At 69.2% G+C, this 14,086-nt stretch carries 16 protein-coding genes and 1 pseudogene; 11 read left to right on the top strand and 6 right to left on the bottom strand.

The window, feature by feature from the left end; genetic code table 11:
* The first annotated feature begins 101 nt into the window (after positions 1–101).
* On the top strand, positions 102–494 hold the full coding sequence (locus AB0G20_RS27905) for a hypothetical protein (RefSeq protein ID WP_361306983.1): 393 nt from the start codon (positions 102–104) through the stop codon (positions 492–494).
* Positions 491–1,390 (top strand): hypothetical protein, encoded by a 900-nt coding sequence (locus AB0G20_RS27900; protein WP_361306981.1) that lies wholly within the window; start codon positions 491–493, stop codon positions 1,388–1,390. The genes AB0G20_RS27905 and AB0G20_RS27900 overlap by 4 nt, the downstream gene beginning before the upstream one ends.
* A 613-nt stretch (positions 1,391–2,003) precedes the next feature.
* On the opposite strand, the gene AB0G20_RS27895 is transcribed toward AB0G20_RS27900, so the two are convergent.
* From AB0G20_RS27895 to AB0G20_RS27885, 3 genes are all read right to left on the bottom strand, one after another.
* The gene (locus AB0G20_RS27895; protein WP_361306979.1) at positions 2,004–2,435 is read right to left on the bottom strand and encodes a hypothetical protein; all 432 of its coding nucleotides are present in this window, start codon (positions 2,433–2,435) and stop codon (positions 2,004–2,006) included.
* 518 nt (positions 2,436–2,953) lie between these two features.
* Positions 2,954–3,292: a thioredoxin domain-containing protein gene (locus AB0G20_RS27890; protein WP_361306977.1), complete on the bottom strand. Its 339-nt coding sequence runs from the start codon at positions 3,290–3,292 to the stop codon at positions 2,954–2,956.
* Positions 3,293–3,447: 155 nt separating this feature from the next.
* A complete protein-coding gene (locus AB0G20_RS27885) occupies positions 3,448–4,587 on the bottom strand; it encodes a helix-turn-helix domain-containing protein (RefSeq protein WP_361306975.1) in 1,140 nt (379 codons plus the stop codon).
* Positions 4,588–4,674: 87 nt separating this feature from the next.
* Between AB0G20_RS27885 and AB0G20_RS27880 the strand changes: the two genes are divergently transcribed.
* From AB0G20_RS27880 to AB0G20_RS27870, 3 genes are all read left to right on the top strand, one after another.
* Positions 4,675–5,730 (top strand): ferredoxin reductase, encoded by a 1,056-nt coding sequence (locus AB0G20_RS27880; RefSeq protein WP_361306973.1) that lies wholly within the window; start codon positions 4,675–4,677, stop codon positions 5,728–5,730.
* A gap of 7 nt (positions 5,731–5,737) precedes the next feature.
* Entirely contained in the window at positions 5,738–6,856 is a 1,119-nt protein-coding gene (locus tag AB0G20_RS27875) for an acyl-CoA desaturase (RefSeq protein WP_361306971.1), read from the top strand.
* Between the two features lie 306 nt (positions 6,857–7,162).
* Complete coding sequence (locus AB0G20_RS27870) at positions 7,163–7,372, top strand: hypothetical protein (RefSeq protein ID WP_361306969.1); 210 nt, start codon at positions 7,163–7,165, stop codon at positions 7,370–7,372.
* Positions 7,373–7,609: 237 nt separating this feature from the next.
* Here the strand turns inward: AB0G20_RS27870 and AB0G20_RS27865 are convergent, their stop codons facing one another.
* Positions 7,610–7,780 (bottom strand): hypothetical protein, encoded by a 171-nt coding sequence (locus AB0G20_RS27865; protein ID WP_031106884.1) that lies wholly within the window; start codon positions 7,778–7,780, stop codon positions 7,610–7,612.
* Positions 7,781–8,699: 919 nt separating this feature from the next.
* On the opposite strand from AB0G20_RS27865, the gene AB0G20_RS27860 reads away from it, so the two are divergent.
* The 5 genes and pseudogenes from AB0G20_RS27860 (at position 8,700) to AB0G20_RS27840 (ending at position 12,074) form a co-directional block, all read left to right on the top strand.
* Positions 8,700–9,032 (top strand): MerR family transcriptional regulator, encoded by a 333-nt coding sequence (locus AB0G20_RS27860; RefSeq protein ID WP_306920941.1) that lies wholly within the window; start codon positions 8,700–8,702, stop codon positions 9,030–9,032.
* A gap of 60 nt (positions 9,033–9,092) precedes the next feature.
* Positions 9,093–9,881, top strand: coding sequence for a hemolysin III family protein (locus AB0G20_RS27855; protein WP_361306967.1), 789 nt, complete (start codon positions 9,093–9,095; stop codon positions 9,879–9,881).
* Between the two features lie 200 nt (positions 9,882–10,081).
* A complete protein-coding gene (locus tag AB0G20_RS27850; RefSeq protein WP_361306965.1) occupies positions 10,082–11,344 on the top strand; it encodes a PP2C family protein-serine/threonine phosphatase in 1,263 nt (420 codons plus the stop codon).
* Positions 11,286–11,468, top strand: a pseudogene (locus AB0G20_RS27845) (hypothetical protein); the annotation flags it as partial. The gene AB0G20_RS27850 and the pseudogene AB0G20_RS27845, both read left to right, overlap by 59 nt.
* Positions 11,469–11,579: 111 nt before the next feature.
* A complete protein-coding gene (locus AB0G20_RS27840; RefSeq protein WP_361306963.1) occupies positions 11,580–12,074 on the top strand; it encodes an STAS domain-containing protein in 495 nt (164 codons plus the stop codon).
* A gap of 502 nt (positions 12,075–12,576) precedes the next feature.
* Here AB0G20_RS27840 and AB0G20_RS27835 read toward each other — a convergent pair.
* Complete coding sequence (locus AB0G20_RS27835) at positions 12,577–12,750, bottom strand: hypothetical protein (protein WP_361306961.1); 174 nt, start codon at positions 12,748–12,750, stop codon at positions 12,577–12,579.
* A gap of 302 nt (positions 12,751–13,052) precedes the next feature.
* On the opposite strand from AB0G20_RS27835, the gene AB0G20_RS27830 reads away from it, so the two are divergent.
* Positions 13,053–13,424 (top strand): low affinity iron permease family protein, encoded by a 372-nt coding sequence (locus tag AB0G20_RS27830; RefSeq protein WP_361306959.1) that lies wholly within the window; start codon positions 13,053–13,055, stop codon positions 13,422–13,424.
* Positions 13,425–13,658: 234 nt separating this feature from the next.
* Here the strand turns inward: AB0G20_RS27830 and AB0G20_RS27825 are convergent, their stop codons facing one another.
* Positions 13,659–14,057: a hypothetical protein gene (locus AB0G20_RS27825; RefSeq protein WP_361306957.1), complete on the bottom strand. Its 399-nt coding sequence runs from the start codon at positions 14,055–14,057 to the stop codon at positions 13,659–13,661.
* Positions 14,058–14,086: the final 29 nt, after the last annotated feature.

The raw sequence follows: 14,086 nt of genomic DNA, 5'->3' as shown, positions 1-14,086 counted from the left end.
CGACCACCGTAGCGGGATGCGCCGGATCCTGGGGCCCCGTAAAGTCACCAACTCCGAGTTTATGCAACTCACATGGCGATCGCGAAGGCAGGGAGCGCTCGGTGGACGAACTCGCGGAACGGCTCAGTCGCGTGTGCACACTCATGGGTGCGGGCGAGCTGGAGGAGGCGGCGCGTGAGGCGGGCGCGGCGGAACTCGTCGGGGCTGTTCTTGCGGCGCTGCGCGGAGACGAACCTATGGCACGCTCCGTGCTGGAGCGTCGGCTGGACACCCTGGACGACCGGATGGCCGCGGCCGGCTTCGGCATCGTGACCAGGGCGGCGAAGGGCTTGCCGACTCTGCCGGGGAACAGCGCCGGCCGTCCGGTGGTGCACCGGTGGATCTGTCCCGCCGCCCACCCCTGCGAGCGGTTGTCGAGCGCGGAGTTGTACCCGGAGGCCCCCGTGTGCGCGATGACTGGCCGTCCCTTCGTCTATGGCCGGGCCCGGCTGTGACCACCTTTCTGTCCGCCCTCGCCAGCAAGGCCGCCGAGAAGTGGCTCGCCCTGCTCGTCCTGCCCGGGGTGGTCTACGTCGCCGGTGTGGCCGCCGCCGTCGTATTGGGACACGCCCACGCCCTGGACCTGGCTGCACTCCAACGCGCCATCGACCGGTTGGCCGCACACCCAGGAGCCTCCAACGCCGGTGCGATCCTCCTCGTGGCCGCCGGGGTGCTGGCGGCGGCCACGCTGGCCGGAATGTGCGCCAGAGCGTCGGCCGTCGTCGTGGAGCGCCTGTGGACCAGTCGGGGCGACCGGTGGCCCGCCCGCCTTCTCGTACGGCGCCGCGTCCACCGCTGGCAGCAGGCCGCCGCGGCGTGCGAGGCGGCCGGGACCCGCGCCGAACTCGCCAGGGCCATCGAACGGCGCGAGGCCATCGCCCTCGTCCGCCCCCGGCGGCCCACCTGGATCGGCGACCGCCTCCACGCGGCCGACCAGCGGGTGTATGACGCCTACGGCCTGGAACTCGGCGCCGCCTGGCCCCGGCTCTGGCTGACGGTGCCCGATGCGGTCCGGGCCGAACTCCTCTCCGCTCGCGAGGCCTACGGCGCCGCTTTCGGGCTCGCCGGATGGGCCGCGCTGTACCTGCTGCTTGGCGCCTGGTGGTGGCCGGCGCTGTCCGCCGCCGTGGTCGTCGCGGCCACGGCATGGATCCGGGGCCGCTCGGCGACGGCGGTGTTCGCCGATCTCGTCGAGGCCACCGTCGACCTGCACGGCATCACCCTGGCCCAGGAACTCGGCCTGACTGGCGAACGGCCCGCCCTCACCAGGGAGGTCGGCGACGCAATCACCACCACCCTGCGCAAGGATCCGCAGCCCGATCCACACCGTGATCCGCCGGGCGCCGCCTGATCGCGGCGCCCTGCCTCCCGCAGGTCGGCGGCCAACAGATCAGCACACCAGCACCGCCAAGTAGTGGTACTCCAGGAACTCCTCGATGCCGGAGCGGGGGCCGGACCCTCCGAACCGGGCTCGACGGTTTCGATCCCGGCAACGAGGAAAGCGCGCAGCGAAAGGACCTTCACCCGTTCGAATGACGCAGAGGTACGTCGACGGCGGCGGCAGGGGTGTCCGACCCTCGGCGCCACCCTGAGATCCCAGAGCGCCTGGGTGATGCGCTGCTCATGGAGGTTGCTCGCGCACCAGTCGCGAGCGTTCAACTCCACCTCCGGCCCCGCCGTGGGGCGATCGGCTCGATCGAGTCACTTGGCGGTGTCTCCCCGGTCGGCAACGTCTCCGCCGGACCGGTCGGCGGCGCCGCTGGCGACGCGCTGGAGGGACACTGCTGCGCGACCTTACTCAGCATCTCCGTGAAGGCCGCGCTGAGCCGGGCCCCGGCGGTGCCGGCGAGGTTGCTTCGCGGTGCGCCAGCGCCTGTCTTCTTGACGAAACGGGCGCCGCTTCCTCAGTACCGACCGGCGCGGACAGCGCTCCCGGGTTGCTGAGCATCGTCAACAGTGTGCTGTTACCGCAGGGTGTACTCGCACATGTGCTTACCGTCGGCGCCACCCGGGTCCTCGGCGACCTTCTTCCCATCGACGGAGATGGAGCAAGGAGCAGCGGCGGCCTGGCCGTTGGACAGCATCACTGGCCCCGGTACGACGGACACGGTGATCCCGACCTTGCGTTCGGTGCTGTTCAAGGTGAGTTTGTCTGACTTCCTCCACGGAAGTGGGACTTGCTCGAAGTGGTTCGTGTCGAGGTTGTAGGAGACGTTGGACTTGCCCTTGCCGCCCACTTCGAAGGAGACCTCGTACGTCCTGTCCTCGCCTTCGGAGGCTGGCTTCGGCGAGGACGTGGGCGTGCCCTTGTCGGCGCGTTCCGTCTTCTCGCCGTCGCTGCTGCTGCCGCACGCGGCCATCAGCCCGGCTGCCGCTATGAGCGCTGTGATGGTCATTGCCCGGCGCATACGTGTACTCCCCGTTGTACGGATCTGACCTGCTGCATTGCATGATCCCACCCTGGCTGGGCTTCGGTCGGCGGGGTCTCCTGGCCGACCTGGTTTCCCCGTCGGCCGTCGCCTCGTCGGCGGCGACCATTGCCCGGCGACGGGGTGAGGGTTCAAGGCCCCCGTGTGGAAGGTCTGAGTCATGTGGACCCTGCCGGAGCCGATGCTCGCCGCACCGTGTCCGATCCCGGCCTACCGCCGGTGTGGGCTGCAGAGGTGAAGTGGGATGGCTGGCGGGCCTGCTCGCGGTGGCCGCCGGGCGCCTGGTGCTGCGCTCTCGCCAGGTGGACGGACCTCTTGCCCGCCTTTCCCGAGGTGCCCTCCGGCGCCGCGCAGCTGCCGGACGCGACCGCGCTCGACGGGGTTATGCGACCTGTGGGGGTGTCCCAGCCCCAAGGTGCCTCAGGCGGCGCAGCTCCCATAGACGAGACGTGGCGGGCGTCGCCGCCTCGTGCCGCAGCGGCCGCTCAGAGGTGGCCGTCCAGGAACTTCCGTAGCTCGGCGATGGTCATAGGCCCCGTGCCGTGCGCCACCGCTTCTCCCTCCTTCAGCAGGACGTAGGACGGGGCTCCGGTGATTCCGTATCGCTCGGTCGCGGCCGGACAACGCGTGATGTCGGCGCGGACGGCCGTCAGGCGGCCCGTGTAGTCGTCGGCGATGCCACCCACGACGAGGTCCATCACCCGGCAGGGCTCGATTGCCTTGGGCCATGTCCCGGTGAAGTATGCGAGGACCGGAACTCCGCTCATCCCGAGGATGAAATCGAACTCCGCGTCCTCACGGGGTCGGTGAACCCGCTTCGTCATGGAAGCTCCTGACCTCACGTTCCGTCATTCCATGCCCATCATCCCTCGCGCGGTGTGCCAGGCCGGCCCGGTCGGTCGTCCGGCTGACCTGTTGGAAGGGAGGCACGGGGCCGTCGCAGAACCACGGTGGTCCCCGGCGCGAGCGGCCGTACGCGTCAGCTGCCCCGAAGACCGACCGCCAGCGTCAGTTCAAGGACCCGGTGCGGCGATGCGAGATCCGGAAACAGCTCCCGCAGCTGCGACATCCGGTACCGAACGGTCTGGGGATGGACGAACAACTCCGCCGCCACCTCGTCCCGCCTGCCCTGGTGCAGCAGCCACGCCCGCAACGTATCCTCCAGCCGCCCTGCGGTCGCGACAGGCAAGGTCCGCAACGGTGCGAGGGCTCGGGCACGCAGGTCTGCGAACGCGTCCACGTCGGCGCTCAGCACCAGTTCGGGCAGGTGGTCCTCGGTGTCGCGAATGTCGGAGGAAAGAGAGCGCGCGCGTGCGGCTCGCGCGTACGAGGCGGACGCACGAGTCCATGGCCGGGCCGGGCCGACCACGGCGGTGCGGTCGGTCAGTTGCCGCAAGAGATGTGATCGGTCGGCATCGGGGACGAGCAGCACACCGGTGGCGTCCGGCAGATCGTCGAGGACGAGGGTGCTCGGATCGAGCGCGCGATAGGCAGGCCGGGCCTGGGCGGCGGGCAACAGGACCGCGGTCAGCGAAACCGGAGGCTGCCACCCGGCCCGTTGAGCAGAGGCCAGCAGCACGTCCGGGCTCGCACCGGCGAGGAGGTCGCGAGCCAGATGCTCCAGGTGGCGCTCGTGATCCCTGCCCCGGGCGGCCAGTTCGTCGGCGTGGCCCGCGGCGCTCGCGGCGGAGAGCTCGTCGATGTAGGCGAAGGTCAGCTCGGCGAACTTGGCGACCTCGGCGGCGGGCAGACCTGCGGCTACGGCCCCCGCTGCCAGGCATCGCCAGGCCACGCGGGCACCGACGCGGTAGGCGCTGAGCAGGGCGTCCATCGAACGGCCGTCGCGGACCTCGCCGCGGCCCAGCTCGTAGGCCGCGTCACCGCCGTCGCCACCCGTGGCGTTCCCGCTCGCGAGGTCCAGGTAGTGCCCAAGGGCGGTGCGGACGGCTCGGCGGATGGTGGCGCCCATGTGGCCCGAAAGGGCGTTGGCGTAGGGAGGGACCTCGTCGATGATCGCCTGGACGACCTCGTCGGCGGTGGTCTTCAGCGCGGCCCGCAGTGCGGTGACCGTCGTCTCGTCCAGGGCCAGTTCGCTGGCCCTCTGTATTGCATGGCTCATGATTTTGTTCCCTGCGAACAATTCAGCCGACCAGATTTACGTCCTGCGGTCAGGACTTTACGCCCTGAGGCGCAGCAAGCTGGAGTCATGACGAGTGCAGCCCTCCGCAGCAGGGCGTGGAAGCTACTGGAGATGGTCACGACGCCGCTGCTGCCGTCGGACTACCTCGACCTGGTCAGCCCGCTGCGTGCGGGCGCTGACCTGCGTGGGCGCATCGAGGCCGTGCACCCCGAGACGGATGACGCCGCGACCATCGTGATCAGGCCGGGACGGGGCTGGCGCGGCCACACAGCCGGTCAGTACGTGCGGATCGGGGTCGACGTCGACGGGGTGCGCCTGTGGCGTGCCTACTCCCTCACCTCGCCGACAAACCGCCAGGACGGCCGCGTCACGATCACCGTGAAGGCGATCCCGGACGGCAAGGTCAGCAACCACCTGGTCCGCAGGGCGAAACCGGGCACGCTGATCCAGCTCGACCAGCCGACCGGTGACTTCGTGCTGCCGCAGGCCAAGCCCGCCAAGGTGCTCTACCTGACGGCCGGCAGCGGCATCACGCCCGTGATGGGCATGCTGCGCGACACCGAGTTCGACGACGTCGTCATGGTCCACTGCGCGCCACAGCCGCAAGACGTGATCTTCCGCAACGAACTGCACGACCTGGTCGCGGACAAGAAGCTGCGGCTCACCGAGGTGCACACCGACACGGACGGCATGCTCGACATCGCCCGTCTCGACGAACTCGTGCCCGACTGGGCCGAGCGCGAGACCTGGGCCTGCGGGCCCGCGGGCCTGCTCGACGCCGCCGAAGCGCACTGGACCGAGCACGGCGTCCAAGAGCGCCTGCACACCGAACGCTTCCGCCCCAGCATCGTCGTCGCCGGCGACGGCGGCGAGGTCACGTTCAGCGCCACCGGCAAGACCGTCGACGCGGATGGCGCAACGCCGTTGCTGGACGTCGGCGAACAGGCCGGCGTGCTCATGCCCTCCGGGTGCCGCATGGGCATTTGCTTCGGCTGCATCACGCCGCTCAAGGCGGGCGCCGTCCGCGACCTGCGCACCGGCGATATCACCGAAGCCGATCCGGGCGTCCTCATCCAGACCTGCGTGTCCGCCGCCGCGGGCCCCTGCGACATCGAACGGTAGGAACAATTTGACCGCCATCGACCCCACCGCCCACCTGACCGCGGAGCAGATCGAGGAGCTCGGCCGCGAGCTGGACGCGATCCGCGACGAGGTGATCGCCAGCCGCGGCGAGAAAGACGCCGCCTACATCCGCAAGGTCATCTCGGCGCAGCGCAAGCTCGAGCTGGCCAGCAGGGGCGTGCTGCTGTTCTCGTTCTTCCCGCCCGCGTGGCTGATCGGCACCGCCGGGCTGTCCGTGGCGAAGATCATGGACAACATGGAGATCGGTCACAACGTCCTGCACGGCCAGTGGGACTGGATGCGGGACCCGAAGATCCACTCCACCACCTGGGAATGGGATCACGTCTCGCCGTCCGACCAGTGGAAGCACTCGCACAACGAGCTGCACCACACGTACACCAACGTGATCGGCAAGGACAACGACCTCGGTTACGGCATCATGCGCGTCGACGAGGACCAGAAGTGGCACCCGTTCCACCTCGGCCAGCCGCTGTGGAACTTCCTCAACGCCTGCTTCTTCGAGTACGGCATCGCCGCGTACGACCTGGAGCTCGGCAAGAACCTGAACAAGCGCCGCCGCAAGAACCCCGTGTTCCGCGCGCAGGCCAAGGCCGTGGGCCGCAAGATCCGCAAGCAGGTGCTCAAGGACTACGTGATCCACCCGCTGCTGTCGGGCCCGTCGTTCCTCCCCACGCTCGCCGCCACGTTCACCGCGAACCTGGTCCGCAACATCTGGTCCCACTCGGTGATCATGTGCGGGCACTTCCCCGAGGGCGTACAGGTCTTCGAGCGCCGGTCGATCAAGGGCGAGACGCGCGGCCAGTGGTACCTGCGCCAGATGATGGGCTCGGCGAACATCAGCGGCAGCAAGGCCATGCACTTCATGACCGGCAACCTGTCGCACCAGATCGAGCACCACCTGTTCCCGGACCTGCCGAGCAACCGGTACGCCGAGGTCGCGGTGAAGGTACGCGCGCTGTTCGAGAAGTACGAGCTGGAGTACGTCACCGGCCCGCTGCCCAAGCAGGTGTTCTCCGCGTGGCGCAAGGTCGTCCGGCTCTCACTGCCGAACAAGAAGCCCAAGGTCAAGACGCCGGACCGCGAGCAGGAGCTCGTCGCCGCCTGATTCCCGGTATGGATTCAGATCTCCCGGCCGTACCGGCGGCACCGCCGGGGTCGGTGAGATCCGTTGCGGACGGTGGGCGGCCGCGACGTCAGACCGTACGACACGGGACCCGGGGCAGCCAGTAGCCAGCGTCCGGCTGCGCCGCCTGGACGTGCGCCAGGAACTCAGCACACAGCCCCCGTCGAGGTGTTGTAGTGCGCTGACCTGCCGTGGTCGGGCCGGTAGTCGGGTGCGTACGCGCACTCGGTTGCCGACGGGCGGACTGGGTGGAAGGCATGGGCTGCGACGTGGACACTGCCGGAACCGATGCTCGCCGCCCCTGAGTCCGACCCTGCGCTGCTGCCGGGGTGGGCGGGTGAGCCGAAGTGGGACGGGTGGCGGGCCCTGGTCTCCGTCGACGCGGGCCGAGTAGTGCTGCACTCACGGCGGGGCACGAGCCTGGCGGCTTCGTTCCCCGAGATCGAATCCGGGAGCAGCCGGCTGCCGGACGCGACGGCACTGGACGGCGTTATGTGACCTGCATGGGCGTCTCAGGTGCTCGGCGGCGAAGCCGGCCGTGAGGGGTGTTGGGGTGCGGCTGGGGTCCGGTGGTTGGAGGTGCAGGTTCCGCTGCTTCACCGGGCCCCAGCTGTGGGGCCTGGTGCCCGGGAAGGTGGTGGTTACACCGTTTGCCCGGGGAGTTGCCCTGAGGTCGGACGTGCCTGTGGGCCCCGGGTGTTCCCGGGGCCCACAGGTCTGCTGCTGTTGGGTGGGTTACCAGCGATACCAGCGGCCCTTGCGGCCGCCGGTGTCCGCACTGCGCAGCACGAAGCCCAGCAGCCAGACGACCAGCACGATGACGGCGATCCACCACAGTGCCTTCAGTGCGAATCCCGCGCCGAAGAGGATCAGGGCCAGAAGCAGGACGAGAAGCAGGGGAACCATAGTTATCAACCTCCGTTGCTCCTCGTGCCCGGTGATTCGCAGAACACGCGGCAGATCTGCCTGGTTTCTTCACTGTTCTTGCGGGAACTGAACCCAGTTTCGTCACCGGCGTTCGCGCCCGAGACGGAGGTGATGCTGCGCTCACTGGTCGACGGTCACGTGTGCGCCGACCGGTCGTGGGTTGGTCCTCGGCCTCCACACCTCACCACCCACACCCGAAAATCTATCTTGGCTAGAGTAGACATTGGTCGGTGGTGTGGTTATGGTTTCTCTCGTAACCCAGAAAGACCGCAGGGCCCGGCAGACACGAACTGCCGGGGAGAAGTACCGCAGTTGCAGTGCGCAGGACGGTGCGGTGGTGGAGTTCCGAAGCCAGGGTTGTTGCAGGACGGCGACGGGACTGACGACCGGACCGGGTGGCCCGCAGTGATCAGGGGCCGCCGTGAGTAGTACCGCAGTGGCAGTACCCAGCAGTGGAATCAGTGAGCAGTACCTCGGTGAAGGCGTCGGCTGCGGGCGCGCGCACCGGGAGGTTCGGCAGTGGGGTTCCAAGCCAGAGCAGACGCAGGACGGGCGACGGGGCTGGCTGCCGAAGAGTGGCGCTGTAACAGGCCACCAGTAGTACGCATCACCAGTAGTACGCAGTAGAGCAGTATCAGCAATGAGGGAATGAACGGAGGAAGTGGACGCCATCAGGATCGCCCGGGCGGCTTTTCGAGTCCGGGTACCGCAGGACATCGATAGTGAGGTGGTCTCCGGTCGAGCAACCGCGATCCCAGCATCCCCGGCAGCATTCCGGTCGGGTGTGCGGTGACAGAAGGCCGGCGCAGCAGTAGGGCCGGCAGATGGTGTAGCAGTTCCTTCGGGCCCTGGCGCCGTACGGCGCCAGGGCCCTCCACGCGTTCCACAGAGAGGTGCAATGACAGCAGACGATTCGTATGGCCGTCTCGACGACGATGACTACCCCGCCTACACCATGGGACGGGCCGCCGAGCTGCTCGGCACCACCCAGGGCTTCCTCCGTGCCATCGGCGACGCCCGCCTCATCACGCCGCTGCGCTCCGCAGGTGGACACCGCCGCTACTCCCGCTACCAGCTACGCATCGCCGCCCGCGCCCGCGAACTCGTCGACCAGGGCACCCCCATCGAGGCCGCCTGCCGCATCATCATCCTCGAGGACCAGCTCGAGGAAGCCCGGCGCCTCAACGCCGAATACCGCCGCGCCGCAGCGCGACACACGGCCGGCGTCTGATCCGCACTCCACGGCGACGCGCCGGACCGCAATTCCTCTGCCGATTCAGAATATGAGCGCATGATCGCCGAAGACCCTCAGCCGCCGGCACGCGGACGGGAGCCCCAGACGCCCGACGCCCTACGCACCCCGGCGGCAGATGCGCCTGCCGGCGCAACCGGCCGGCTGGCCGGCGGGCAGATAGCCGCCGGCCTGGAAGACGGGGTGCAGCGCGCGGCGGCTGCGCTGAAGCCGAGGATGCGCGGCTGGCTGCACGCCGGCGTTTTCCCCCTGGCGCTGGTCGGCGGGATCGTACTGATTGCCGTTTCGCGCTCGGTTGCGGCGGTGGCGGCGTGCTCGGTGTACGCGGTGTCGGCCTGCCTGCTGTTCGGTACCAGCGCCGTCTACCACCGCGGAACGTGGGGCCCGCGCGGCGAGGCGGTCCTGCGGCGGCTGGACCACGCGAACATCTTCCTGATCATCGCCGGCACCTACACCCCGCTGGCTGTACTGCTGCTGCCCGCGGGCCGGCAGCGGGTGCTCCTGGCGGCTGTATGGGCGGGCGCCCTGGCCGGCATCGCCTTCCGCATCCTGTGGATCGGGGCTCCCCGCTGGTTGTACACGCCGTGCTACCTCGCGCTGGGCTGGGTGGCCGTCTTCAATCTGCCCGACTTCGCGCGCGCTGGCGGCGTCGCGGTTGTCGTACTCGTCGTCGTCGGCGGTCTGCTCTACACCGCGGGCGCCGTCGTCTACGCACTCAAGCGCCCCGACCCCTCACCGGCCTGGTTCGGCTTCCACGAGGTCTTCCACGCCCTGACCATCGCCGCCTTCACCGCGCACTACACAGCCATTCTCCTCGCAGCCACATGAAGGTGCTGCCAGCGGGCAGAAGTCGGGTCCGGTGATGCGAGTGACCTGTCCGGTACCGGGCTCGGCACAGGTCTTCCGCGACTTTCGGGGCGAAGCCCTGAGCATCATCGAGCAACGAAGGAGTCGCTGTGACTGTGAGAGGGCCGGACGGCGAGCGGGGCCCTCGTGCTCACGGGGACGGGAGTGGTCGGAGCCGGGCGATGACTCTGGCGGGGACGTTGGAGGCGGCGGAGGCCGCAGCGCCTGTGGAGTCGCTCGACGTGGTCGCGCGCATGCTCAAGGAGCGCCTGGGGGCCGTGTCGGTGTCGTTCCTGATCACCGACTTCACCGGCAGCTCGGTCGTACGGCTGGGGGCGGCGGGCAGCGTCGATACCGATGAACCCGCCCGGCGCATCGCACTGCGGGGCACCCTGTACGACGACGTGATCCGCACCCAGCGGCCGGGCACGGAGGACAAGGGCGAGGGCACGCTGGTGCGGATCGTCGCCCCGGTGACCAACCGCGGGGATGCCATCGGCCTCCTCGAACTGTTCCTGCCCGCGGCGCCGGACGCGGAGGCGATGCGGGAGATCGGCGAGACCGCGCACGCGCTGGCGTACCTCGTCATCGCCAACCGCTCCTACACCGACGTCTATCAGTGGGGTCGGCGCACCAGCCCGCTGAGCCTGGCCGCGGAGATCCAGCACCGGCTGCTACCGGCGTCGCTTGCGTGCGAGGCCGCGCAGTTCGCGGTGGCCGGGGCGCTGGAGCCGGCCGACCACGTCGGGGGTGACACCTTCGACTATGTGATCGACCGGGACACGGTCCAGCTTTCCGTCACCGATGCCATGAGGCATGATGTCGAGGCCGCGTTGCTGGCCACGCTTGCGGTGGGCGCCCTGCGCCGGGCACGGCGGGCCGGTGGCGACCTCGCCGAGCAGGCCCGCCAGGCCGACCAGGCCATGTGCGAGCACGGCCACAAGGGCTACGTCACCGGCCAGCTCCTGCGCATCAGCCTGATCGACGGCAAGACCGAGTTCATCAACGCCGGGCACCCCTGGCCGCTGCGGATGCGCGACGGCCAGGTGCGGGAGATCACTCCGAAGATCGACATGCCGTTCGGTTTCTCTGCCCCTCACACCTACCGGGTCCAGTCGTTGGACCTGCGGCCGGGCGACCGGCTGGTGATGCTGACCGACGGCATGTTGGAGGGCAACGCCAACAGCGTCGATCTGTCCGACCTGATCGCGCGCACCCGCGCGCTGCACCCCCGCGAGGCCGCCCGCACCCTCATCGCCGCGATCGTCGACGCCAACGACGGCCACCTGCAGGACGACGCGACCGTCATGTGCCTGGACTGGCACGGCACCAGCCACTCCCAGCGGTACGCGGCCACCGGCGCCGACCTCACCGACGCCTCACACGCAGTGGGCGATGCCGGCCTTGACCGGATGCCTGGTGGTGCTCAACGCCCTGCACGGTGAACAGCGGCGTCCTGAGGAGCAACTGCCCGGCAGAGCCTGTTTCGCGTGCCGTGCGGCCCGCGCGTCGCCGCTGCGCTTGCCCCGCATGGTGGGCTTGACGCTGTGGTTGCTGCATGCCGTGTAGTGACCCACGGCCCCGGAAGCCTTGAGACCCCCGAGCCCCCCGAGACCGCCGGTCACCGCCCGAACCGTAAAAGGCCCGGCCCGCCCTGAACGGGGAAACAGGGCCGGGACGGTGCACGCGTCGCCCGTGTTGGACGTAGCCAGGGCGTGTGTGGCCCGGGGGAGTGAAGGGCGGAGTAGGGCGTCCGGGGCGGGGCACTCGGGCGGTGCTTCGTGTGCTGGTGCCGCGGTCTCCCGGGGAGACGATGGGGAGGGCGTTGTGGGCCATCCGTCGGTCGAGGTGAGCACTTCCGGCTGGTGCTTGGTGGCGAGGGTCAGCGGCGAGATGGACTACGTGAGCGGTCCGGCGTTCGGCGCGGAGTTCATGGAACTGATGGCGCGGGCTGAGCGCTTGATCGTGCTGGAGTTGTCCGGCGTTTCGTTCTGCGACTCAGCCGGGCTGAACGTCCTGCTTCAGGCATGGCGGCAGGCGGATTCGCGCGGGGCTGTCGTGGTGCTGGCGAATGTGTCCGGGCCGGTGCGGCGCGTGCTGCAGATGACCGGGGTGGATCAGGTATTGCGGGTCTATGACACCGCTGGCGATGCAGAAGGCGATTTCGGATACTGAGTCTGCTCAGAGCCGCGGGGTCGGTGATATGAGCAGGCGGTGTGCCGACGCTCCGCGTGCGGCGGCTGTGGCTTTGTATCTGACGTCCGACACCGTCCTCGACCTCCGCTGAACGCGCCCGCTCCAGTGCTGGTCCCAGGGCCGCCTTCGGCGAGGCACCGGTGAGCGACACCTACACCGTGCTCGCCCCCACGGCTTGGCGGACGCCGAACTCTCTCTGGACCGCGCCCCTACGAAGCGCTCGACATCGCTTTCCTCGTGTGACGCGTGCGGGAAGGGTCCAGGGCGTAGGCGCCGGTGCCGCGCGTCGCGGCCGGCGCCCTGGTCGCGGTGACTCGATTGGCCGCATGGTCGGCGGTGCCGAGGACGTAGAACCCCCGTCAGCCCGACGGGGCGGTCGGCGGCCGGACGGTGGTAGGCACCGGGCGGCCACCGAAGAACCCGACGCGCAGCGGTGGCACGGACATCAATGTGAAGTCGTTTCGCGCCATCCCTGGGGCGGTCAGTGACGGAAGCTGCCCTTCGCGCCCTCCTTGGTTGCCCGGGCCTTGCCCCGTGCCTCCAGTGCGGCACCCTTGGCGGGGGTGGTGTCCTTGCCCACCGCGTGGGCCAGCTTCCTCACAGCCTTCCCGACAACCTGCTCGGTCGTGGCCTTGGCCTTCTCCCTGGTGCTCATGTCGGTCCCTTCATCGACGCTCTACGATGCGCCTGCCCCTGACGCCGGGGCGGAAACGGTTGCCCGCTTTCAAAGAGCGCCTCCGTACCCTCGGCGACGACATGGAGCGGGTGCACGAGCTCAGCGGCCCCCACAGGCTCATGTCCGACTGACGGGCCGGTGTCACGGCGCCCATCGCGTCGACCAGGACCCCTTCGCCGCACACCAGGACGGGACCTCGCCGAACCCGCAGGGAGGAAGTCCTCATCCTGGCCGGGTGTGGCAACCCTCGGGTATGCCACAGTCCGCTGTAGAGAGTGGGCATGATTCTCAAGCATCCGTCCGACCGCGGAGGCTCGCGGAGTCAGCCATTTGAGAGGCTGGCCGAGAATGCCTCACGGTTCACCAGCTCAGCACCGTTCTTCGGGATCTGCCTGCTCCTGGTTGCCGTGGCTGTCACGTTGCACGTGATCGGTCTGCCGATTACGTGGCTTCTGTTCATGGGAGAGGCAATGTCGGCAGTGACCCTGCTCCTGGTGGCGCTGCTGAAGAACTCCGAGCTGCGGGCCGAACGCGCAGTCCAGCGCAAGCTGGACGCCATCGCAGCCGCCCTGCTGGAAGGTCAGGAGGGCCGCGGACCTGGAGAAGCACACCACCAACTGCGCTCTGCCCTCGGCAGGGAAGGGAAGCCCTGATCGCCCGATTCCGCTAGCGATCCTCCACGTCTCGTGAAGCGGCCGGTACGACCGTCGCTGACCGATCCGCCCAGAGCTGAATATCAGAACAACCTCGCCAGATCGGGCAGGGAACCACGGGGAATTGCGGTCGCCGACAGCGCGCGCAGCCCGCGTCCGGCGAAGGGACATGCCGCAGGTCAGACCTCACGGCGCCCCCGCCGCATCGGCGACATCACTCGCGCCCACTCGCCCTCAATCAGCGCTCGAATCGATCTTCATAGAGAAAACCTCAGTGAGGTCGCAGCTCTGGCCAACCACGTCGAGGTTGCCGAAGGCGTGCTGGGCATCGAGGTCGCCGTCCCACAGTTTCCCCGAGGCCTTGTCCTCCGGCGCGGACACCAGCCGCAGCCACGCCAGTTGCCCGGCAGCAGTGCGGGCCAGGGCGCCCAGGATACGTCCGGCCCGTCCCCAGAACTCCCTGCCTGGCTCGACTCGTACGTCCAAGGCCTTCGCGGCGCGGGCATGGTGGGCGCGCATGCGGCGCTCGGTGTCCGGGGCAGGGGGCGGCGAGTACACCAGTGGTCTCCCGCACCCCAGGGTGCCCGCGATCAGGGTGGCCAGCATCTCTTCCAGTGTGGCAGTGAAGTCCATGCGCAGGAGGTTTTCCGTACAGTGCACGG

Source organism: Streptomyces sp. NPDC024017 (genome assembly GCF_040638895.1).
Classification (GTDB): Bacteria; Actinomycetota; Actinomycetes; order Streptomycetales; family Streptomycetaceae; genus Streptomyces.
This window is presented reverse-complemented; position numbering and strand designations above follow the sequence as displayed.